19 protein-coding genes, 1 tRNA gene and 1 riboswitch are annotated in these 19,946 nt (G+C 70.6%); of the genes, 14 read left to right on the top strand and 6 right to left on the bottom strand.

Going from position 1 to position 19,946, the window contains the following annotated elements; genetic code table 11:
- Positions 1 to 124 precede the first annotated feature (124 nt).
- The 4 genes from ABT403_RS21810 to rdgB all read left to right on the top strand — a co-directional run bounded on the left by ABT403_RS21810 (position 125) and on the right by rdgB (position 2,406).
- Positions 125 to 436, top strand: a complete 312-nt coding sequence (locus tag ABT403_RS21810; RefSeq protein WP_344156704.1) for a PTS sugar transporter subunit IIB — start codon at positions 125 to 127, stop codon at positions 434 to 436.
- A 97-nt stretch (positions 437 to 533) separates the two neighbouring features.
- Positions 534 to 1,268, top strand: a complete 735-nt coding sequence (gene rph, locus ABT403_RS21805; RefSeq protein WP_344156701.1) for a ribonuclease PH — start codon at positions 534 to 536, stop codon at positions 1,266 to 1,268.
- Positions 1,269 to 1,364: 96 nt separating this feature from the next.
- Positions 1,365 to 1,775 (top strand): hypothetical protein, encoded by a 411-nt coding sequence (locus ABT403_RS21800; RefSeq protein WP_344156698.1) that lies wholly within the window; start codon positions 1,365 to 1,367, stop codon positions 1,773 to 1,775.
- A 28-nt stretch (positions 1,776 to 1,803) separates the two neighbouring features.
- Complete coding sequence (gene rdgB / locus ABT403_RS21795) at positions 1,804 to 2,406, top strand: RdgB/HAM1 family non-canonical purine NTP pyrophosphatase (protein WP_344156695.1); 603 nt, start codon at positions 1,804 to 1,806, stop codon at positions 2,404 to 2,406.
- A gap of 84 nt (positions 2,407 to 2,490) precedes the next feature.
- On the opposite strand, the gene ABT403_RS21790 is transcribed toward rdgB, so the two are convergent.
- The 3 genes from ABT403_RS21790 to bcp form a co-directional block, all read right to left on the bottom strand.
- Positions 2,491 to 2,574, bottom strand: a tRNA-Leu gene (locus tag ABT403_RS21790).
- A 42-nt stretch (positions 2,575 to 2,616) separates the two neighbouring features.
- Positions 2,617 to 3,636: an HNH endonuclease signature motif containing protein gene (locus tag ABT403_RS21785; RefSeq protein ID WP_344156692.1), complete on the bottom strand. Its 1,020-nt coding sequence runs from the start codon at positions 3,634 to 3,636 to the stop codon at positions 2,617 to 2,619.
- A gap of 132 nt (positions 3,637 to 3,768) precedes the next feature.
- Complete coding sequence (bcp, locus tag ABT403_RS21780) at positions 3,769 to 4,236, bottom strand: thioredoxin-dependent thiol peroxidase (protein ID WP_344156689.1); 468 nt, start codon at positions 4,234 to 4,236, stop codon at positions 3,769 to 3,771.
- 117 nt (positions 4,237 to 4,353) lie between these two features.
- On the opposite strand from bcp, the gene ABT403_RS21775 reads away from it, so the two are divergent.
- The 3 genes from ABT403_RS21775 to ABT403_RS21765 all read left to right on the top strand — a co-directional run bounded on the left by ABT403_RS21775 (position 4,354) and on the right by ABT403_RS21765 (position 5,546).
- Complete coding sequence (locus tag ABT403_RS21775) at positions 4,354 to 4,671, top strand: DUF3618 domain-containing protein (RefSeq protein WP_344156686.1); 318 nt, start codon at positions 4,354 to 4,356, stop codon at positions 4,669 to 4,671.
- Between the two features lie 49 nt (positions 4,672 to 4,720).
- Complete coding sequence (locus ABT403_RS21770) at positions 4,721 to 5,062, top strand: GroES family chaperonin (RefSeq protein WP_031150129.1); 342 nt, start codon at positions 4,721 to 4,723, stop codon at positions 5,060 to 5,062.
- A 55-nt stretch (positions 5,063 to 5,117) separates the two neighbouring features.
- Positions 5,118 to 5,196: riboswitch (guanidine-III (ykkC-III) riboswitch) on the top strand.
- Positions 5,197 to 5,225: 29 nt separating this feature from the next.
- A complete protein-coding gene (locus ABT403_RS21765; protein WP_030158619.1) occupies positions 5,226 to 5,546 on the top strand; it encodes a DMT family transporter in 321 nt (106 codons plus the stop codon).
- Positions 5,547 to 5,564: 18 nt separating this feature from the next.
- Here the strand turns inward: ABT403_RS21765 and ABT403_RS21760 are convergent, their stop codons facing one another.
- Complete coding sequence (locus tag ABT403_RS21760; RefSeq protein ID WP_425580158.1) at positions 5,565 to 8,114, bottom strand: transglycosylase domain-containing protein; 2,550 nt, start codon at positions 8,112 to 8,114, stop codon at positions 5,565 to 5,567.
- A gap of 174 nt (positions 8,115 to 8,288) precedes the next feature.
- On the opposite strand from ABT403_RS21760, the gene ABT403_RS21755 reads away from it, so the two are divergent.
- The 5 genes from ABT403_RS21755 (at position 8,289) to ABT403_RS21735 (ending at position 13,297) form a co-directional block, all read left to right on the top strand.
- The gene (locus tag ABT403_RS21755) at positions 8,289 to 9,092 is read left to right on the top strand and encodes an ABC transporter permease (protein WP_344156681.1); all 804 of its coding nucleotides are present in this window, start codon (positions 8,289 to 8,291) and stop codon (positions 9,090 to 9,092) included.
- Positions 9,085 to 9,969, top strand: coding sequence for an ABC transporter permease (locus tag ABT403_RS21750; protein WP_425580157.1), 885 nt, complete (start codon positions 9,085 to 9,087; stop codon positions 9,967 to 9,969). The genes ABT403_RS21755 and ABT403_RS21750 overlap by 8 nt, the downstream gene beginning before the upstream one ends.
- A 2-nt stretch (positions 9,970 to 9,971) precedes the next feature.
- Positions 9,972 to 10,934 (top strand): ABC transporter ATP-binding protein, encoded by a 963-nt coding sequence (locus ABT403_RS21745; protein ID WP_344156678.1) that lies wholly within the window; start codon positions 9,972 to 9,974, stop codon positions 10,932 to 10,934.
- A gap of 186 nt (positions 10,935 to 11,120) precedes the next feature.
- On the top strand, positions 11,121 to 11,855 hold the full coding sequence (locus ABT403_RS21740; RefSeq protein ID WP_344156676.1) for a DUF1707 SHOCT-like domain-containing protein: 735 nt from the start codon (positions 11,121 to 11,123) through the stop codon (positions 11,853 to 11,855).
- 227 nt (positions 11,856 to 12,082) lie between these two features.
- Positions 12,083 to 13,297, top strand: coding sequence for a DUF445 domain-containing protein (locus tag ABT403_RS21735; RefSeq protein ID WP_344156852.1), 1,215 nt, complete (start codon positions 12,083 to 12,085; stop codon positions 13,295 to 13,297).
- A gap of 977 nt (positions 13,298 to 14,274) precedes the next feature.
- Here ABT403_RS21735 and ABT403_RS21730 read toward each other — a convergent pair.
- The gene (locus ABT403_RS21730; protein WP_344156673.1) at positions 14,275 to 14,574 is read right to left on the bottom strand and encodes a hypothetical protein; all 300 of its coding nucleotides are present in this window, start codon (positions 14,572 to 14,574) and stop codon (positions 14,275 to 14,277) included.
- 454 nt (positions 14,575 to 15,028) lie between these two features.
- Here ABT403_RS21730 and ABT403_RS21725 point away from each other — a divergent pair, with 454 nt between their 5' ends.
- The gene (locus tag ABT403_RS21725) at positions 15,029 to 15,568 is read left to right on the top strand and encodes a GNAT family N-acetyltransferase (RefSeq protein ID WP_344156670.1); all 540 of its coding nucleotides are present in this window, start codon (positions 15,029 to 15,031) and stop codon (positions 15,566 to 15,568) included.
- A gap of 98 nt (positions 15,569 to 15,666) precedes the next feature.
- On the top strand, positions 15,667 to 16,689 hold the full coding sequence (locus ABT403_RS21720; protein WP_344156667.1) for a hypothetical protein: 1,023 nt from the start codon (positions 15,667 to 15,669) through the stop codon (positions 16,687 to 16,689).
- Between the two features lie 17 nt (positions 16,690 to 16,706).
- Here ABT403_RS21720 and ABT403_RS21715 read toward each other — a convergent pair whose 3' ends face one another.
- Complete coding sequence (locus ABT403_RS21715; RefSeq protein ID WP_425580156.1) at positions 16,707 to 19,880, bottom strand: DEAD/DEAH box helicase; 3,174 nt, start codon at positions 19,878 to 19,880, stop codon at positions 16,707 to 16,709.
- Positions 19,881 to 19,946 lie beyond the last annotated feature (66 nt).

Genomic DNA, 19,946 nt, shown 5'->3' with positions numbered 1-19,946 from the left:
GGCCGGCCCGTTTTGGCAGTCGCAGTACGTGCGGCACACTGGTGTAGACCAGTTGTGGGCAGGCTGCTGCTGATCGTCATCATTCGGCAGACGCCCCGCACACGCTCGCGTAGATAGGCCAACCGTGAGCTACCGTGACGAAGCGGACGCAGCTGGTTACGGCCGCCGAGACTCGTTCTTCGCCACACTCAGGGAGAAACACATGGCCACCAAGGCTGAGAAGATCGTCGCCGGGCTCGGCGGAATCGAGAACATCGAAGAGGTCGAGGGCTGCATCACCCGCCTGCGCACCGAGGTCGTCAACCCCGACCTCGTCGACGAAGCCGCCCTCAAGGCCGCCGGCGCCCACGGCGTCGTCAAGATGGGCACCGCCGTCCAGGTCGTCATCGGCACCGACGCCGACCCGATCGCCGGCGAGATCGAAGACATGATGTGAGCACCGCCCCCACCGCACCCACCGCATGACGAGGACCCCGTCCCGGCCCGGCCGGACGGGGTCCACCCGTACCCCCGCCTCGACTAGGCTCACAGCCATGTCTCGCATCGACGGCCGTACGCCCGAACAGCTCCGCCCGGTCACCATCGAACGCGGATGGAGCAAGCACGCAGAGGGCTCCGTCCTCATCTCCTTCGGAGACACCAAGGTCTTCTGCACCGCCTCCTTCACCGAAGGCGTCCCGCGCTGGCGCAAGGGCAGCGGCGAAGGCTGGGTCACCTCCGAGTACTCGATGCTCCCCCGCTCCACCAACACCCGCGGCGACCGCGAATCCGTCCGAGGCAAGATCGGCGGCCGCACCCACGAGATCTCCCGCCTCATCGGCCGCTCGCTGCGCGCCGTCATCGACTACAAGGCCCTCGGCGAGAACACCGTCGTCCTGGACTGCGACGTCCTCCAGGCCGACGGCGGCACCCGCACCGCCGCCATCACCGGCGCCTACGTCGCCCTCGCCGACGCCATCGCCTGGGGCCAGAAGAAGAAGCTCATCAAGGCCGGCCGCAAGCCCCTGACCGGCACCGTCGCCGCCGTCAGCGTCGGCATCGTCGACGGCGTCCCCCTCCTCGACCTCTGCTACGAGGAGGACGTGCGCGCCGAGACCGACATGAACGTCGTCTGCACCGGCGACGGCCGCTTCGTCGAGGTCCAGGGCACCGCCGAGGGCGAGCCCTTCGACCGCAAGGAGCTCAACGCCCTCCTCGACCTCGCCGCCGGCGGCTGCGCCGACCTCGAAGCCCTCCAGCTCGGCGCCCTGGAGCTCCAGCTCCCGTAGCAACCGCGCGCGGCGGGCCCGCGTCTACGCCGGTACGGGCGCACGGTCTCACGGCCGCGCGCCCGTACCCGTACCCACACCCCCGGGGGGAACCGCATGAACCGGAACCGCATGAACCTCACCAAGCCGAAGCTCCGCATGGCCGCCCTGGCCCTGACGGCCACGCTCACCGTCCCGGCGCTCGCCTCCTGCGACGCCATCTCCACCGCCATGGACTGCGCCAACACGGCGGTGGCCATAGCCAACAGCGTCAACGACCTCCAGCAGGCCGTCTCGAACGCCGGCAACAGCGTCCAGGACACCCAGAACGCGCTGAACCAGATCGACACGGACCTGAAGAAGATCAAGGACTCGACCGGCAACGCCGACCTCGGCAAGGCCGTCGACTCCATGAGCACGGCCGTCAGGAACGTCCGCACCTCCGTCGAGCAGGGCAACACCGCCCCCGACATCAAGCCGGTCGCCGACGCCGCCGCGGAGATCTCCAAGGTCTGCACCCCGGGATAGCCGCCCGGCCGACCGCGATAATGGCGGCATGACCCGCCTGATCCTCGCGACCCGCAACGCGGGCAAAGTCACCGAACTCCGCGCCATCCTGTCCGACGCCGGCCTGCCGCACGAACTGGTCGGCGCGGACGCGTACCCGCAGGTCCCGGACGTCAAGGAAACCGGCGTCACCTTCGCCGAGAACGCCCTCCTCAAGGCCCACGCCCTGGCGCAGGCCACCGGCCACCCCGCCATCGCGGACGACTCCGGCCTGTGCGTCGACGTCCTGAACGGCGCCCCCGGCATCTTCTCGGCCCGCTGGGCCGGCGCACACGGTAACGACCGGGCGAACCTGGAACTCCTCCTGAACCAGCTCGGCGACATCGCCGACGAGCACCGCGGCGCCCACTTCTTCTGCGCGGCCGCCCTGGCCCTCCCGGACGGCACGGAACGCGTGGTCGAGGGCCGCCTCCTGGGCACCCTCCGCCACACCCCGGCGGGCGGCGGCGGCTTCGGCTACGACCCGATCCTCCAGCCCCTGAACGACACCCGCACCTGCGCGGAACTCACGGCGGCGGAGAAGAACGCCATCTCCCACCGGGGCCAGGCCTTCCGCGCCCTGATCCCCATCCTCCGAGACCTCCTGGGCTGACCCCCGCCCCCGCCCCCGGCCCCGACCCGGCCGAACCAGCCCGAAGGCCCCGCACGCGACTGCGTACGGGGCCTTCGGTGTGCGTGCGGTTGGGGGGACTCGAACCCCCACGGGTTTTACCCCACTGGGACCTAAACCCAGCGTGACTGCCAATTCCACCACAACCGCGACAGTTCAGGCAATTCGGACATTGCCTTTGAGTGGCTCGGCTCAGTCTACGGCGGCGGGCGCCTGAAGGGCGACAGGGTCGCGACGCCGCTTCCCGCACCACGTATCGGTGAGGGAGTGGCAATTGGGGCACAGGTAGCGGAGGTTCTCACGCCGATTGTCGAGCCAGTCCCCGCTGATGTGGTCGATCTGGAGGCAGATCGGCTGTCCCAGCCATACGCCGGGATTCCCGCAGGCGGCGCAGGCGTATGGAACGCCGATTTCTTGCAGGGCCCGGTGCAGTCTGGTGCGGTTGGCCCGGGCGGAGCCATCCGGCAGGACGGCCAGTACTTCGGGGGCGATGGGCCTCGGTGCCGTCGCTCGTGTGGTTGCCCATGAGCGCCGTTTGAAATGGCTGACGTCGAGTTCGAGTTGCGCCACGTGTCGACGCACCCGCCGGTGGTTGACGTCATTCACTTCGAGACCGAGCGCCCGCATGACATCGGCGTAGCTGGTGGACTGCGGGACGGCAGCGCGCAGGGCCTCTTTCGAGACGGCCAATCGGGAGTTCCGGAAGTGGGCGGTGTCGATGGAGTGTTCCTTCAGCATGCGTCCGAGTGCGGCCCGCGACCGGCTGTCGTCCGAAACGCCCAAGATGCGTGCCACGCCGCGGATACTGTCGGCGGAGGCCGCCGCAGCGGCGAGTTCGGCTGCAGTGAACGGCAGTTCGGTGCCGGTTCGTTCCGTGCTCGGGAAATGGCCGATGTCGATGCCCGCCGCCACGATGCGGCGCCCGATGTGAGAAAGGGTGCCGGTGGCGGGCCGGGCGCCCAGGTTGATCGCGACCTCGCGGAACGTGGTCGACGACGCCACTGCGGCGGCTATGGACTCATCGGTGTACTTGCGCCAGGGGCTCTGCTTCGCGAAGTGGCTGGTGTCGATTCCGTGGAGGGCGACCTTCTCCTGGAGGGTTCGTCGCCGTCCGCCGCTCTCCTTGAGGCCGAGGCGCCGCATCAGATCGGCCCAGCCCGTTGATTCGGCTACTGCGGTGGTCAGTGTGTTCCGCTCGTACGGATCAGTCATGGCCCCTCCGTTCCCGGCCGCGTGTTCGTGGCCTCGTACGGAGTAACGAACCGATATGTGGACCGTTACGTCCGATAAGCGGAACGGCCCGCACCGGGGAGGTGCGGGCCGTTTCCGGGGGCCGGGTGGGGGTCAGATGCCCAGGTCCTTGATGATCTTCGCTACGTGGCCCGTCGCCTTGACGTTGTAGAAGGCGTGCTCGACCTTGCCCTCCTCGTCCACGACCACCGTGGAGCGGATGACCCCGGTCACCGTCTTGCCGTACAGCTTCTTCTCGCCGAAGGCCCCGTACGCCGCCAGGACCTCCTTCTCGGGGTCGCCGACCAGGGTGACCTTCAGGTGTTCCTGCTCGCGGAACTTCGCGAGCTTCTCCGGCTTGTCCGGCGAGACGCCGATGACGTCGTAGCCGGCGGCGGCCAGGACGTCCAGGTTGTCCGTGAAGTCGCAGGCCTGCTTCGTGCAGCCCGGGGTCAGGGCCGCCGGGTAGAAGTACACGATGACCTTGCGGCCCTTGTGGTCGGCGAGCGAGACCTCGTTGCCGTCCGCGTCGGGCAGGGTGAAGGCGGGGGCGATGTCGCCCGGCTGGAGTCGCTCGCTCATGTCAGTGCTCTCCTCGGGAGGGGATCCGTACGGGAGGAGCCTAAGCTGACTGAGCTGACAGACTGTCCATGACGGATCAAGCCCATACAGACGAGACACGACGACGGAGGCAGCGCGGTGCCGGAAGCCAGGACCCCCGCACAGATCGAGGCGGACATCGTCCGCCGCCGCGAGCAGCTCGCCGAGACGCTCGACGAGATCGGCGTGCGCATGCACCCGCAGACGATCATCGGGGACGCGAAGGCCAGGGTCGCCTCCACGGTCGACCACACCGCCGGGCGCGCCGTCGCGGCCGTCAACCGGCTGATCACCGACGTGAAGGACGGCCTGCGCCACGAGGACGGCACCCCGCGCTTCGAGCGGATCGCCCCCGTCGCGCTGGTCGCGGTCGGCGTGGTCGGGCTGCTCGTGGTCTCCGTGCGCCGCAAGCGGTGATGACCACCCTCCGGAGTGCGCGGCGCGCGGCGGCAGGTAGGTTCGGGGCGTGAGCGAGAACACCACCCACGACAAGCTGCCCATCCGCATGCTCCACGACCGCGTGCTCGTGAAGTCAGACTCCCCCGAGGGCGAGCGCCGCTCGGGCGGCGGGATCCTGATCCCGGCGACGGCCGCGGTGGGCAAGCGGCTCGCCTGGGCCGAGGTGGTCGCGGTCGGGCAGAACGTACGGAGCGTGGAGCCCGGCGACCGCGTCCTGTACGACCCCGAGGACCGCGCCGAGGTCGAGGTGCGCGGGGCGACGTACGTGCTGATGCGCGAGCGTGACCTGCACGCCGTGGCGGCGGAGCGGCTGGAGGGGTCGAAGGACTCCACCGGGCTGTACCTGTAGGGCTCCTAGGGGGCCGGTGACGATGGTCACCGGCCCCTTTTGCACGCCCTTTGCTACGGTGGTGGGGAACCGCCCCGACGAGACGCGCCGTACCGGGTGGCTGACCGATCAGCTCGACGCAAAGACGACGCACCCCGTTCGCTCTCGTTCCGGAGGTGCCGTCATGGCCTGGGTTCTTCTTCTCGTCGCCGGTCTGCTCGAGGTCGGCTGGTCGATCGGCATGAAGTTCACTGAGGGCTTCACCCGGCTGTGGCCGTCCGTCTTCACCGGCGCCGGGATCGTCGCCAGCATGGTGCTGCTGTCCTACGCGGCAAAGACCCTGCCCATCGGTACGGCGTACGGGGTCTGGGTGGGCATCGGTGCGGCCGGTGCGGCGGTGCTCGGCATGGCGGTGCTGGGGGAGCCCGTCACCGCCGCCCGGATCTTCTTCATCTGCCTGCTGCTGGTCGCCGTGGTGGGTCTGAAGGCCACCTCCGGGCACTGACCGTTCGCCGCGCGCCGGTCATTCGAGGAACACCGACGGCGGTCGGCGGCGCGGGGCGAGGCCGCCGCCGGTGGTCTGGCCGCCGGTGGTGTCGCCGCCCGTGGTCTCGCCCCCGGTGGTCTGGCCGCCGGTGGTCTGGCCGCCGTTCGTCTGGCCTCCGTTGGTCTGCCCGCCGTTCGTCTGGCCGCCCGTGGTCTGGCCGCCGTTCGTCTGGCCCCCGTTGTTCTGACCGCCCTGGTTCTGGCCGCCGTTGTTCTGGCCGCCCTGGTTCTGCCCGCCGTTGTCCTGGCCGCCGTTCGGCGGGGTCGGCGGGTTGGGCCGGCCGGTCTGGTCCGGCAGCCACGGCGGGCGGCTGCCCTGCGGCTGCTGCGGGGTGCTGGGCTGGACCGGCGGCGGGAGCTGGGCCGCGCCCGGCTGGAGCTCCAGGTCGAAGTCCACCGGCTCCGTGCCCTCCAGGGCCTTCTTCGTGTACGCCGCCCAGATCCGCGCCGGGTAGCCGCCGCCCCCGACGCGGGGCTCGCCCAGGGCCCCGTACAGGGGCTGGAGGGTGCCCGTGTCCGGGTCCTGGCCCATGATCGAGACCACCGTCACCAGGTCCGGGGTGTACGCGGCGAACCAGGCGGCGCGGTCCTGCTCGGCGGTGCCCGTCTTGCCCGCCGCCGGGTGGCCGGCCGCGAGGGCCTCCGTACCGGTGCCGTTGTCCACGACGCTGACCAGCATGGACGTGGTCGTGTCGGCCGACTCCCGGGTCACCGCCTGCTGTGGGGTGCGGTCGGGCAGGTGCAGGCTGTCGCCCTCCTTGGTGATCTTCTCCACGAGGGTGTACGGGGTGCGCCGGCCGTGGTCGGCGAGGGTCGCGTACGCCTGGGTCATGTCGAGCACGCTGGCCTGCATGGTGCCCAGCGCCATGGCGGGGACGGCGTCGAAGTTCGGGGTGTTCTCGGGGATGCCGAGGTCGATGGCGGTCTGCTTGACCTTGGCCGTGCCGACGTCGACGACCATCTGGGCGAAGACGGTGTTCACGGAGAGGTCGGTCGCGGTGTTGACGGTGATCTGCCCGTACGACTGCTGGCCCTCGTTCTCGGGGGCGTACGGGATCCGGGTGCCGACCACGCGGCGCCGGTTGTCGCCGTTGTAGACGGTGTTCGGGGTGATCCGGCGGCCGTCCTGCGTCCGGGAGTCGTTCTCGACGGCGGAGGCGAAGACGAAGGGCTTGAAGGTGGAGGCGACCTGGTAGTCGTGCCGGGTCGCGTTGTTGACGTACTGCTTGGTGTAGTCGATGCCGCCGTACAGGGCGACGACCTTGCCCGTGGCCGGGTCGATGGAGACCCCGCCCGCCCGCACCACCCGGTCCGCGGGGCGCGCCGCCGGGTCGAGCTTGTCGACCATCTGCTTCTGGACGGCGTCGACGAAGGCGTTCTCGCGGCGCTTGTCGATGGTGGTGGTGATCCGGTAGCCGCCCTCGGCGAGGGTCTTGTCGTCGAGGATCTTGTGCTCGCTGATGTAGTCCTTCACCGCCTCCACCAGGTAGCCGCGCTGGCCGGACAGTCCGGCGGCGGCGCGGACCTTGCCCGGCTCGGGGAAGGTGGCCGCGGCCCGCTCCTGGGGGGTCATCCAGTTCTTCTTGACCATGCCGTCGAGGACGTAGTTCCAGCGGGCGAGGGCACGGTCGCGGCTCTGGGGGTGTGAGACGACGTCGAAGGCGCTGGGGGAGTTGAGCAGGGTGGCGAGGTAGGCGCCCTCGGGGGTGCTGAGCTTGTTGACGTCCTTGCCGTAGTAGGCCTGGGCGGCGGCCTGGATGCCGTACGCGTTGCGGCCGAAGTAACTGGTGTTCAGGTAGCCCTCGAGGATGTAGTCCTTGGACTTCTCGCGACCGAGTTTGATCGCGATGAAGAACTCCTTGACCTTGCGCTTGATGGTCTGTTCCTGGCCCAGGTAGTAGTTCTTGACGTACTGCTGGGTGATGGTGGACCCGGACTGCGTGCCCTTGCCGGTCGCGGTGTTCCAGGCGGCGCGGAGCATCGCCTTGGGGTCCACCGCCCGTTCGGAGTAGAAGTCCCGGTCCTCGGCGGCCAGTACGGCCTCCTGGACGCTCCGGGGGATCTGGGACAGCGGGACGTTGACGCGGTTGACCTCGCCGTCGCGGGCGAGCTGGGAACCGTCCGCGTAGAGGTACACGTTGGACTGGGCGGTGGCCGCCGCGTTGGCCGGGGGGATGTCGACGAGCAGGTAGCCGGCGACGAGCGCGCCGCCGATCAGCAGCAGGATCAGCAGGATCCCGCCCACGACCATCCGCCAGGTGGGGACGAGGCGGCGCCATCCGGTGCGCTTGGGTCTGCGCGGGGCGGCCTTGGGGGCCTTGGGGCCCTTGGCGGCCTTGGCGGCCTTGGCCGTGGGGGCTTGGGTGGCCTTGTCCGTGGGACCCTTGGCGGCCTTGGCCGTGGGCGCCTGGGGGGCCTTGCCGGTGTCCCCGTCCTCGGCCCGGCCGGCGTCGCGTCCGGAGCCCTGCGGCTTCGGGGTGTCCGGATCGCGAGGGGTCCAGCCCGGGGGTGGTGACTGGTCGCTCATCTCCGGGGCTCCTCGTGACCGTGTGAAATATCCACATCCGTACCTCATGGTGTCTACCTGATGGCCGCTGATTCCGCTCCGGACGGGCATAAAACGGTCGCGTGGCTCGCCCCTCCGCACTAAGCTCGCGCGCTTTGGCCGACGTAGGAACGACGTGGGAAACGGAGGGATACGGTGCGTCTCTATCTGGCCGTCGCGGCGGGCGGGTTCCGGCGCTACGCGACCTACGGGACGGCGACGGCCGCGGGGGTGTTCACCAACACCGTCTTCGGCTTCATCGTCGCGTACACGTACATCGCCCTGTGGGACGAGCGCCCGCGGCTCGGCGGCTACGACCAGGCCCAGGCGCTCACCTTCGTCTGGGTCAGCCAGTCCCTGCTGGCGGCCGGCTCGCTCATCGGCGGCGGCTTCCAGGAGGAGCTCCAGGAACGCATCCGGACGGGTGACATCGCCGTCGACCTCTACCGCCCCGCCGACCTCCAGGCGTGGTGGCTCTCCGCCGACCTCGGCCGGGCCGCCTTCCAGCTTCTGGGGCGCGGGCTGCTGCCCCTGGCGGCGGGGGCCTGCGCCTTCACCCTGGCACTGCCCTCCGATCCGCTGCGGTGGCTGCTGTTCCTGGTGTCGGTGGCCCTCGGACTGGTCGTCGGGTTCGGGGTGCGCTACCTGCTCGGGCTGGCCGCGTTCTGGCTGCTGGACGGCGCCGGGGTCAACATGATGGCCACCGTCGTGACGATCTTCTGCTCCGGGATGCTGCTCCCGCTGACCGTCTTCCCCGGCGGCTTCGGCGAGGCGCTGCGGCTGCTGCCGTGGGCGGCGATGCTCCAGGTCCCCCTCGACGTGCTGCTCGGCACCCACGCCGGGTCCGGCGGCGCCGTCCGGGCGCTGGGCTTCCAGGCCCTGTGGGCGCTGGCCCTGCTGGGCGCGGGGCGGCTGGTCCAGTCGGCGGCCACCCGGAAGGTGGTGGTCCAGGGTGGCTGAGACGACGGCGACCCGCGCGGGGGCGGAGCGGCCCGCGCGTCCCTACGAGCCGGCGCCGGGGCGCGGCGGCCGGTTCCGGGAGGGGTTGCGCGGCTACGGGCTGATCGCCGGGATGTGGATCCGCTCGACGATGGCGTACCGGATGTCGTTCCTGCTGGCCACCGTGGGGAACGCGGCGATCACGGTGCTCGACTTCGTGGCGATCGCCGTGATGTTCTCGCACATCACGGCGCTGGGCGGCTTCACCCTGCCCGAGATCGCCCTGCTGTACGGGGCCTGCTCGGCCTCCCTGGGCCTGGCTGACCTGCTGCTCGGCAACACCGAGCGGGTCGGCGCCCGGATCCGTGACGGCTCCCTCGACACCATGCTGGTGCGGCCCGTCCCGCTGCTCGCGCAGGTCGCCGCGGACCGGTTCGCGCTGCGCCGGCTGGGGCGGATCGCGCAGGGGCTGGGGGTGCTGGGCTGGGCGGTGTCGGTGCTGGACGTGCAGTGGACGCCGGGGAAGGTGCTGCTGGTGCCGGTCATGGTGGTGGCCGGGGCGGGGATCTTCGGCGCGGTGCTGGTGGCCGGTGCGGCCTTCCAGTTCGTCGCCGGGGATGCGGCGGAGGTGCAGAACTCCTTCACGTACGGGGGCTGCACCATGCTCCAGTACCCGCCGACGGTGTTCGCGAAGGACCTGCTGCGCGGGGTGACCTTCGTCGTCCCGCTGGCCTTCGTCAACTGGCTGCCCGCGCTGTACGTGCTGGGGCGGCCCGATCCGCTGGGGCTCCCGGGATGGGTCGCGTACCTGAGCCCGCTGGTCGCCTTCGTGGTGTTCCTGCCCGCGTCGCTGGCGTGGCGCGCGGGGGTCCGTTCGTACCGAAGCACGGGGAGTTAGTCGTGTCCGATGCCCTCATCTCTCTCGACGGGGTGGAGAAGGTCTTCGAAGTGCGGCGCCGGACGGGGCTGATGCGCCGGGAGAAACGCCTGGTCAGGGCGGTGGACGGGATCAGCTTCGAGATCGCCCGGGGCGAGGTCGTCGGCTATATCGGGCCCAACGGGGCCGGGAAGTCCACCACGATCAAGATGCTGACCGGCATCCTCACCCCGAGCGGCGGCCGGCTGCGCGTCGCCGGCATCGACCCGGCGCGGGAGCGGATGCGGCTCGCGCACCGGATCGGGGTGGTCTTCGGGCAGCGCACCACCCTGTGGTGGGACCTCCCGCTGAAGGACTCGTACGGGCTGATGCGCCGGATGTACCGGATCCCGGCGGCCCGCTTCCGGGAGAACCTGGACCGCTGCGTGGACCGCCTGGACCTGGCCGCGCTGCTCGACGTACCGGTACGGCAGCTCTCACTGGGGCAGCGGATGCGCGGGGACATCGCGGCGGCGCTGCTGCACGACCCGGAGGTGCTGTACCTGGACGAGCCGACGATCGGGCTGGACGTGGTCAGCAAGGCGCGGGTGCGGGGCTTCCTGCGGCAGTTGAACGAGGAACTCGGGACGACGGTGCTGCTCACCACGCACGACCTCCAGGACATCGAGCAGCTGTGCGAGCGGGTGATGGTGATCGACCACGGCCGGCTGATGTACGACGGGGCGCTGGGCGGGCTGCACGCGCTGGGGGAGGGCGGGGAGCGGACGCTGGTGGTGGACCTGGAGCGGGAGCTCCCGCCGCTGGAGGTCGCGGGGGCGCGGGTGGTGCGGGTGGAGGGGCCGCGGCAGTGGCTGGCCTTCCCGGCGCGCGACTCGGCGGCGCCGCTGGTCGCGGCGGTGGCGGCGCGGTACCCGCTGCTGGACCTGTCGGTGCGGGAGCCGGACATCGAGGACGTGATCGCGCGGATGTACGCGGGTCGGGGGTAGGGGGCGGGGGCGGGGTACCGGTAAGGCGGTCCGGGTGAGGGGTCCGGATGAGGGGTCCGGGTGAGGGGTCCGGGTGAGGGGTCCGCGTAAGGGGTCCGCGTAAGGGGGAAATCAGGGGCGGTTCCGGGGTGGAGACCGGGGTCGGGGCCGTTCAGCCGGGCGCCTTCTCTACATAGTCTGGCCCGTATGAGTGACGAGCGCCCGGAGAAGGCGACGCCGGAGAAGACATCCCTGGAGAAGGCCGCGCCCGCGCCGGTGGAGGCGGCTCCCGCTCCGGTCCCCGCCATGAGGGCCTCGGACGCCGACCGCGAGCGGGTGGTCGACCGGCTGCGTGACGCCGTCGCCGAGGGCCGGCTCGACATGGAGGAGTTCGAGGAGCGGCTGGAGGCCGCGTACAAGTCCCGTACGTACGCGGAACTCGAACCGCTGACCCGTGACCTCCCGGCCCCCGACGCCGCCCCGGCCCCGCCCGCCTCCGCCCCCGCGACCAGCTCCTGGCAGTCCCGGATCGGCGGCACCGCGGCCTCCTCCACGGCCGTCGCGATCATGTCGGGGTTCCAGCGCAAGGGGCGCTGGACGGTCCCCGCACAGTTCAACGCCGTGGCCTTCTGGGGCGGCGGTGAGCTCGACCTGCGGGAGGCCGACTTCGCGGCGCGGGAGGTCGTGATCACCTGCGTGGCCATCATGGGCGGCATCGAGATCACCGTCCCGCCGGGCGTCGAGGTCGACGTGCGCGGCATCGGCGTCATGGGCGGCTTCGACCCGGGCCGGTCGCCGGGGAACCGCCCGGAGCCGGGGGCCCCGAGGGTGATCGTGAACGGCCTCGCCTTCTGGGGCGGGGTGGCGGTCAAGGTCAAGGAGCCGAAGCGGCCGAAGGGCGACGGGAAGCTGGGCGGCGGCGAGACCCGCAAGGAGCTCTGAAGGCCCCCGGACGCTCCAGCGGGACCCGGACGCTCCAGCGGGACCCGGTCGGCGGCGCGCCGGGAACTCCCGGACCCTCCCGGGAGTCGGATGCTATGCAGACAAAACCGGCCACCGGGGGAAGGCAGGAGCACGACGTGAAGGAACCGGGAACGGCGGACCCGCCCGCCCGCGGCGCGTTCGTCTTCAACGAGGCGGACGAGGAGCGCAGACGCGGCGTCCGCCGGATGAAGACCACCGCGACGGGTCTGCTGATCGTCGTCGCCGTGATCTACGTCCTGGCCACATGCGCCCAGCAGGCCTGGGGCGCGGGCGGCTGGGCCGGGTACGTCGCGGCGGCGGCGGAGGCCGGCATGGTCGGCGCGCTCGCGGACTGGTTCGCGGTGACGGCCCTCTTCCGCAGGCCCCTGGGGCTGCCCATCCCGCACACGGCGATCATCCCGACGAAGAAGGACCAGCTGGGGGTCTCGCTGGGCGAGTTCGTCGGCGAGAACTTCCTCTCCGCCGACGTCGTACGCGCCCGGCTGCACGCCCTCGGCATCGGCGGCCGGCTCGGCGCCTGGCTGGCCGAGCCCGAGCACGCCGACCGGGTCACGGCGGAACTCGCCACCGCGCTGCGCGGGGCCCTGACGGTCCTGCGCGACTCCGACGTCCAGGCCGTGGTGGGCGAGGCCATCACCCGGCGGGCGGAGACGGCGGAGGTCGCGCCGGGCATCGGCAAGACCCTGGAGCGCGTCGTCGCCGACGGCGGCCACCGCCGCGCGGTCGACCTGATCTGCGCCAAGGCCCACGACTGGCTCGTCACCCACGGGGACTCGGTCATGGACGCGGTCCAGGGCGGCGCTCCCGGCTGGACCCCGCGCTTCGTCGACCGCAAGATCGGCGATCGGGTGTACAAGGAACTGCTGCGGTTCGTCACGGAGATGCGCGACATGCCGGGCCACCCGGCGCGCGGCGCGGTGGACCGCTTCCTGACGGACTTCGCGGCGGACCTCCAGTCGGACACGGAGACCCGGGCGCGGGTGGAACGGCTGAAGTCCGAGATCCTGGCCCGGGGCGAGGTGCAGGACGTGATCGCCTCGGCGTGGACGGCGGTCCGCTCGATGATCATCTCGGCCGCCGAGGACGAACGCAGCGAACTGCGGCTGCGGGTCCGCTCGTCCCTGATGTCACTGGGCTCCCGCCTGGCGACGGACGGCCGCCTGCAGGCGAAGGTGGAGGGCTGGATCGAGGGCGCGCTGGTCTACGTCGTCACGACGTACCGCACGGAGATCACCTCCCTGATCACGGACACGGTGGCCGCCTGGGACGCGGAACACACCTCCCGCAAGATCGAGGCCCACATCGGCCGCGACCTCCAGTTCATCCGCATCAACGGCACGGTGGTGGGCGCCCTGGCAGGCCTCCTGATCTACACGGCGTCCCGGGCCCTGGGCGGCTGAGGACGCACGGGGGGACCTGCGCGGGGCGGCACTGAACGGTGGCCCGGGGGCGGGGCGGCCGTGTCCCGCCCCCCGGACCCCCGCCCCCCGGCCCCGGCCCGGCAGGACCCGCTCCCTCACCCACCCGCACCGGGCGAGGCCGGGATGGGGGAGGCGGGTGGGCAGCCACCGGCCCGCCCCCCGGCCCCGGCCCGGCAGGACCCGCCCCCTCAGCCACCCGCACCGGGGGAGTCGGGTGGGCAGCCACCGGCCCGCCGTCCGGTCGAGGCCCGGCAGGGCCCGGCCCCCTCACCCACCCGCGCCGGAGGGGCGGGTGCGCAGCCACCGCCCGGGCCCACCCACCCGCACCAGGGGAGACGGAGGCGCAGCCACCGCCCCGGGCCCACCCACCCGCGCCGGGGGAGGCGCGTGGGCGGGCACCGCCCGGCCCACCCACCCGCACCAGGGGAGACGGGTGCGCAGCCACCGCCCCGGCCCATCCGCCCGTACCGGGGGTGTCGGGTGGGCAGCCACCGCCTCGACGCATCCATCCGCACCGGGGGAGCCGGGTGCGCAGCCACCGCCTCGGCCCACCCGTCCGTACCGGGGGTGTCGGGTGGGCAGCCGCAGCCCTGGCCCACCTACCCGCACCGGGGGAGGTGCGTGGGTGGCCACCAGCTCGCCGTCCGGTCGCGGCCGGGCAGGACCCGCTCCCTCACCCACCCGCACGGGGGAGGCGGGGATGGGGGAGGCGGGTGCGCAGCCACCGGCTTGCCGTCCGGTCGCGGCCCGGCAGGACCCGCTCCCTCGCCCACCCGCGCCGGGGGAGTCGGGTGCGCAGCCACCACCTCGCCCCACCACCCGCACCGGGGGAGACGGGTGCGCAGCCACCGCCCCGCCCCACCCACCCGCACCCGGGGAGGCGGGTGGCAGCCACCGCCCCGCCCCGACCCGTCGACGGGGTGAGAGCCGGCCCGCGCCCACCCCCCCGGCGCCCCTCAGCCCCGGTCCGCGACCGCCCACGCCGTGGCGGCCACGACGCCCGCCGCGCCGACGACCGCCGGCCACGCGCCGACCTTCTTCGCCAGCGGATGCGCCCCCGCGAAGCCCGCGAGGTACAGGGCGCCCAGGCCGGCGGCCGCCGGCACCCCGCCGCGGCGGTACCATTCCCGCCCGGCCACGATCCCGGCGGCGCCGAGCACGACCCCGCCCAGGGGCCGCTTCTTCGTCCAGCGGGCGACGGCGTAGCCGCCGACCAGCCCGGCTGCCGCCACCGCGGAACTCGGTACCCGCGCCATGTCGATCTCCCTCGTCGTGTCAGACGTACGCACCACACCAACCCGCGTACGCGCCAGATAAGTCATGTCATGCGATGAACCGTTCACGAGGCTAACGCGGACGCCTAGAACCCCGGCGGACACCCACCGCCCCGAGCGCGAGCACGGCCCCGCCCACCACGGTGTCGGGCACCGCCTCCCGCAGGGCGTGCGGCAACAGCGCCACGACCCCGAGGACGAGGAGGAAGGCGAGCGCGCACCGCCCGGCGACCCGCAGCAGTCTGTCCACGGGCTGCTCAACGCCCCGCGACGCCCCGCGACACGCAATCACGGCGGCCGATTTGTCGGCACACGCCAGGTTCCTCCCATCCGTCGCCCTGGAACCCCGATCGCCTACTTTCGGTCTTCCACCCCAAACACCCACGCGCCACCCACCCAGCCCCACCCACCACCCACCCCCACCCGGGAGCCGCACGTGATCTCCTACGGCCGCGCCGTCCTCGACCTCGCCGACGAACTCCTGGACGCCTACGCCGACGTCTTCTCCGCCCCGCCCTGGAACGAAGACGCAGAAACCATTCGCCACTTCGCGGACCGCCTCCAGACGGACGTCCGGCGCCCGGGCTTCCGTGCCGCCTTCACCCAATCCCCAGTCGGCGTCGACGGTTTCGCCACCGCCTGGCTGACCCAGGCCCCCTTCCCCGACGGCCGCGGCTACCCCCAGGTCGCCGCCCAGCTCGGCCCGGACCGGGTGCGCGATCTGCTGATCGGGGCGCTGGAGATAGACGAACTGGCCGTACGGGCCTACGCGCGCGGTACCGGCACCGGACGCGCCCTCCTCAACGAGATCACCGCCGACGCCCCGCAGCACCGCGCCTGGCTCCTCACCTCACGCCTGGCCGAGGACACCGTCGCCACCTACCACCGCCTCGGCTGGCACGAGGTCCCCGCCCTCCCCGGCACGGAGACGAACGTCGCCGTCTTCCTCTCCCCGGCCCACCCGGGCCGCCCCTGACCACTCACCCCATTCCCCCCACTCACCCCACCCCCCTCCTCATCCACAGCCACCCGATCGAGACGACTGGACACCCCCACCCAGGGCATACCGGGCCCATGAACACCCACAAGGCCCCCGTCACCGCGCCCGCCCCCTTCCCCGTCGCCCGCCGTCAGCTGAACCTCGCCACCCGCCACCAGCTCACCACCACCGCCGGCGTCCCCCACGCCACCGTCACCTCACGCACCCGCCCCGGTGGCCCCTGGCAACGCCTCCTGCCCCGCGTCTACCTCCTCCAGACGGGCCCGCCCGACCACCGCCAACGCGCCCTGGCCGCAGTCCTGTACGCCGCCGAACCCACCGCGGACCCCCTCGCCGGCGACACCGCCGCCCTGACCGGCGGAGCGGCCCTCGCCCTCCTCGGCATCCGCGACGCCCCACCCACCCCGGCCGACGTCCTGATCCGCAGCCCGCGCCGGCTCACCCCCGTCCCGCAGGTCCGCCCCGTGACCACCACCCGCTGGCCGGGCACCCTCACCGTCGCGGGCGTGCCCAGCGCCCGCCCGGTCCGCGCCGCCGCCGACTTCGCCGCCCGCTGCCCGAGCCCGGAGCGCGTCCGCTCGGTCCTGGCCCAGGTCGTCCAGTCCGGCTGGTGCCACCCGCGCGACCTCCACACCGAACTCCGCAGCGCCCGCCTCCTGTCCCGCCCGGCAGTCCGATCCGCCGCCGGGGAACTCCTGGCCGGGGTCCGCTCGGTCGCCGAGGCCCAGGCCCGCGACGTCCTGACCGGCACGGACCTCCCCACCCCCCTGTGGAACGCCCGCCTCTACACCCCGGACGGCACCTTCCTGGCCACCCCGGACGCCTACTGGCCCGACGAGGGCGTGGCCCTGGAGATCGACTCGGCGGAGTACCACTACACCCGCGACGCCTGGCACGCCACCCTCCGCCGCCGCCTGCGCCTGGAGTCCCACGGCGTCCTGGTGGTCAGCGCCACCCCGTCGATGATCCGCGACACCCCCGGGCAAGTCCTGGCAGCCCTCCGCACCCTCCTCACCCTCACCACCCCCCGCCAAACCCCACCCACCCTCACAGCCCGCGGCCACCAACAACTGCCGCTATTCCAGGGGGCGGGGTGAGGTCTTGGCGGCCTGGGCTAATTGGTGATGGCGGAGTATGAGCGAACGTCGGCTGGCATCTCGTGATGGAGCTTCCATTCGATCGCCATCGGCTTGCTTCCCGTGTGGCGGACGTAGTCGGCGGGCCCGAGCAACATCCATGCTTGCGGTCCCCCGATGTCCGTGGACTTGAAGCGGCGAACGAAGAGCAGCACGTGCGACCCGTTCTCAACGTGTCTCTGGTACCGAATGCCGGTGGGGGACTTCTCCGAGGTCTGGTTCTGTGACTCCCAGTGGAAGAGGACGTCATTCATGGCGTAGTCCCTGTAGCGGGTCTGTGGGGAAAACTCCTTCTCGTCCTTTTCGAGAGTGATGAACAGTGCGTCGGTTTGGACACCCTTGCACCACCGCGCACCTTCTCGGAAGTTGTTGGGCATGAAACCGCCGATCACGGACTGCCCCAGCGCTGGCAGGATTTCTTCGCGACTGTATGACGCATGGACGGACAGGGGCAGTGAGGCATGGTCACCCGTCAGGGGCAGCGGCATATGGTCGGCCTGCTCTAGGCCGTGGGCCAGTACTTGACGGACCTCGTCGCGGAAGTGCTTTTGAGGCTGAAGCGAGTCGAAAGCCTCCTGGTAGCTGGAGAAGCCGCCGCCGTGGGGCCACAGGGAGAAGAAGAGCATGCGTGCGTGCGCTCGCCCTCGTTCGTCAAGGTCCTCATACCTAGGTGCGCCGTCTTCGAGGAGCGCGGTGTACGCCTGAACTCGGGTTTGATCGTCAACGTGAAGAAATGCGGAGACCCGCTTCAAGAGGGCCTCTTCGTTCTGTGGAGATGCGTCGGTCAGTAGTTTTGCGCGCCGCAGCAACTCCGTCCAAGATCTATCGTTTCGATAGATCTCCTTAATTTCCCTTCCGCTCTCCTTGAGGTAATTGGAGATCCGCGTTTCGCGGTGGCCTGCAACTTCCTTGGCGAGTTGCGTCACATTGATGTTGATTTGGCTTCGGATGTTCGCCAGGATATTCTCCTTTGCTTTACGCTCGAGGAGGATTTGGCATCCGGAAGGAAGGTGAGGAAAGTTGCGTTCGATGCTGTTGATCAGTCGGTTTCGTGTCAAATTAGTCAGTGCGCGGAACTGCTCCTCGAAGCGAAATTCCTTGCGGTGCTGCCCGATGAAGTCCAAGACGGTCAGGACCGGCTTGTTCTCGCTGCGTCGCAACCCTCGACCGAGTTGCTGGAGGAAGACGGTGGCGCTAGAGGTGGGGCGGAGGAGTAGCAAGGTGTCGACGTCGGGCACGTCGAGCCCTTCATTGAAGAGGTCCACGGAGAATATGACGTTCAACTCCCCCGCACGAAGCTCGTCGAGCGCGGTCTTGCGGAGGGGGCCGGGGGTTTCGCCCGACAGGGCGATGGCCTTAAAGCCGGCCTGAGTGAAGAAGTTGGCCATGAACTCCGCGTGGGCGACGGAGACGCAGAACCCAAGGGCGCGCATGGAATTGGGGGAGGCATGCTTTTGTCGGAGGGCGGTGATGACGAGCTGAGCCCGATCATTGTTGCCGGTGAAAACGCTGCTGAGGGAGGAGGGGTCGTAGTCCCCACGCTTCCATGCCACGGCGCTCATGTCGGTGTCGTCGCTGATGCCGAAATAGTGGAAGGGGCAGAGGAGGTCGTTTTCGAGTGCCTCCCACAGCCTCATCTCGGCTGCGATCCGCCCGTGGAAGAACTCGTCCTGGATGGTCAGCCCATCCATTCGCTCCGGTGTTGCTGTCAGGCCGAGCAGTTCGAGCGGCCTGAAATGGTCGACGATTCTGCGATAGGTGGGTGAGGTCCCATGATGGAACTCATCGATGACGATGACATCAAAATGATTGACGGGAAGACGGTCCAGCGCCCGCTTGCTCAGTGACTGCACGCTCGCGAACACGTGGTTCCAGTCCTGTGGGATCTCGCCACTGTAGAGCAGTTCTCCGAATTCGGCGTCGCCAAGGACGTTCCGGTACGTGCGGAGGGACTGGTCGAGGATCTCCCTCCGATGGGCGACGAACAGGAGCCGCAGCTTACGGCCCAACATGAGTTGCAGTTGTTTGAAGTCGAGCGCGGCCATCACGGTCTTCCCGGTACCGGTAGCGGCGACGAGAAGATTGCGGTGGCGGTCGTGTACCGTGCGCTCCACCTCAAGGCGTTCCAGCATGTCGCGTTGATGGGGGAAGGGGTGCATCCTGCGACCCGAGAGGCTGATGGCTCGTGCCGCGTTGACCCCGCCAGAACCGCCGGCAATCTTCAGGGCCTCGTCCAGCCGAGCTGCATCGCGGTCGGGGTCGTACGACTCGAACGCTCGCTCGCTCCAATAGGCGTCGAAGGTCGCCTCGAATTTGCGCAGCACATCGGGTGTGGCGACGCCAGAGAGGCGGACGTTCCACTCCAATCCGTCGAGTAGCGCGGCTTGAGAGAGGTTCGAGCTGCCGACGTAGGCGGTGTCGAAGCCCGAGCGGCGCCGGAAGAGCCATGCCTTGGCGTGGAGGCGCGTCGAGCGGAGCTCGTAATTGATCTTCACTTCCGCGTTGAACTCACGTACCAGCCGGTCCAGGGCGCGGCGCTCGGTGGCCCCGATGTACGTGGTCGTGATCACGCGGATCGGGACGCCGCGGGCGGCAGCCTGCTTGAGGGGTTCCTCGAGGATGCGCAATCCCGTCCACTTCACGAAGGCGCACAGCAGGTCGATCCGGTCTGCTGTGGCGAGCTCCGCCCGCAGCTCGGCTCCGAGACTGGGATCCTCCGGTGAGTTGGTGATGAGTGCCGTGTCGGAGAACGGTGTGGACGGTCGCACGGCATAAGGTCCTGCATCCGCCGATGCCGCACCCGTGACCGGCTCCGCTACTGCGAGTAGTTGACGCGGCCCGTCGACGATGGGCTCCGTCCATTGCCGGGCACCCTCGCGCGTAGGCAGTGACTGGAGGATTTCGTTCGTCACGCGCACCCAGTCGCCAGGCGGCACTTTCTTCAGGATCTGCCCAACTGCGTGTGCCACGTGCCGTGTCAGGACGTGCTGCGCCACATCGCTATCCACTGGTTCGTGTATCACGACTGCTCCGGTGGAGATGAGCTCCTTGAGCTGCTCCTCCAGCGCAGTCGTGATCAGCGTTTCATGCACCCCGGTCGCTGGTGTGGGCACGGTCGGGCGGACACCTGAAGACAAGGAACCTCCACTCATCAATGGATCTTCGCCACTTGGTTGTAGCAAGGGCCACTGACGGTTGCCGCTGAAATGTGGCGCACT

It is taken from the genome of Streptomyces sp. NPDC000075 (genome assembly GCF_040301925.1).
GTDB classification, from domain to species: Bacteria; Actinomycetota; Actinomycetes; order Streptomycetales; family Streptomycetaceae; genus Streptomyces; species Streptomyces polychromogenes.
The sequence above is the reverse complement of the archived record's forward strand: the minus strand, read 5'-3'. Positions and strand labels throughout refer to the sequence as shown.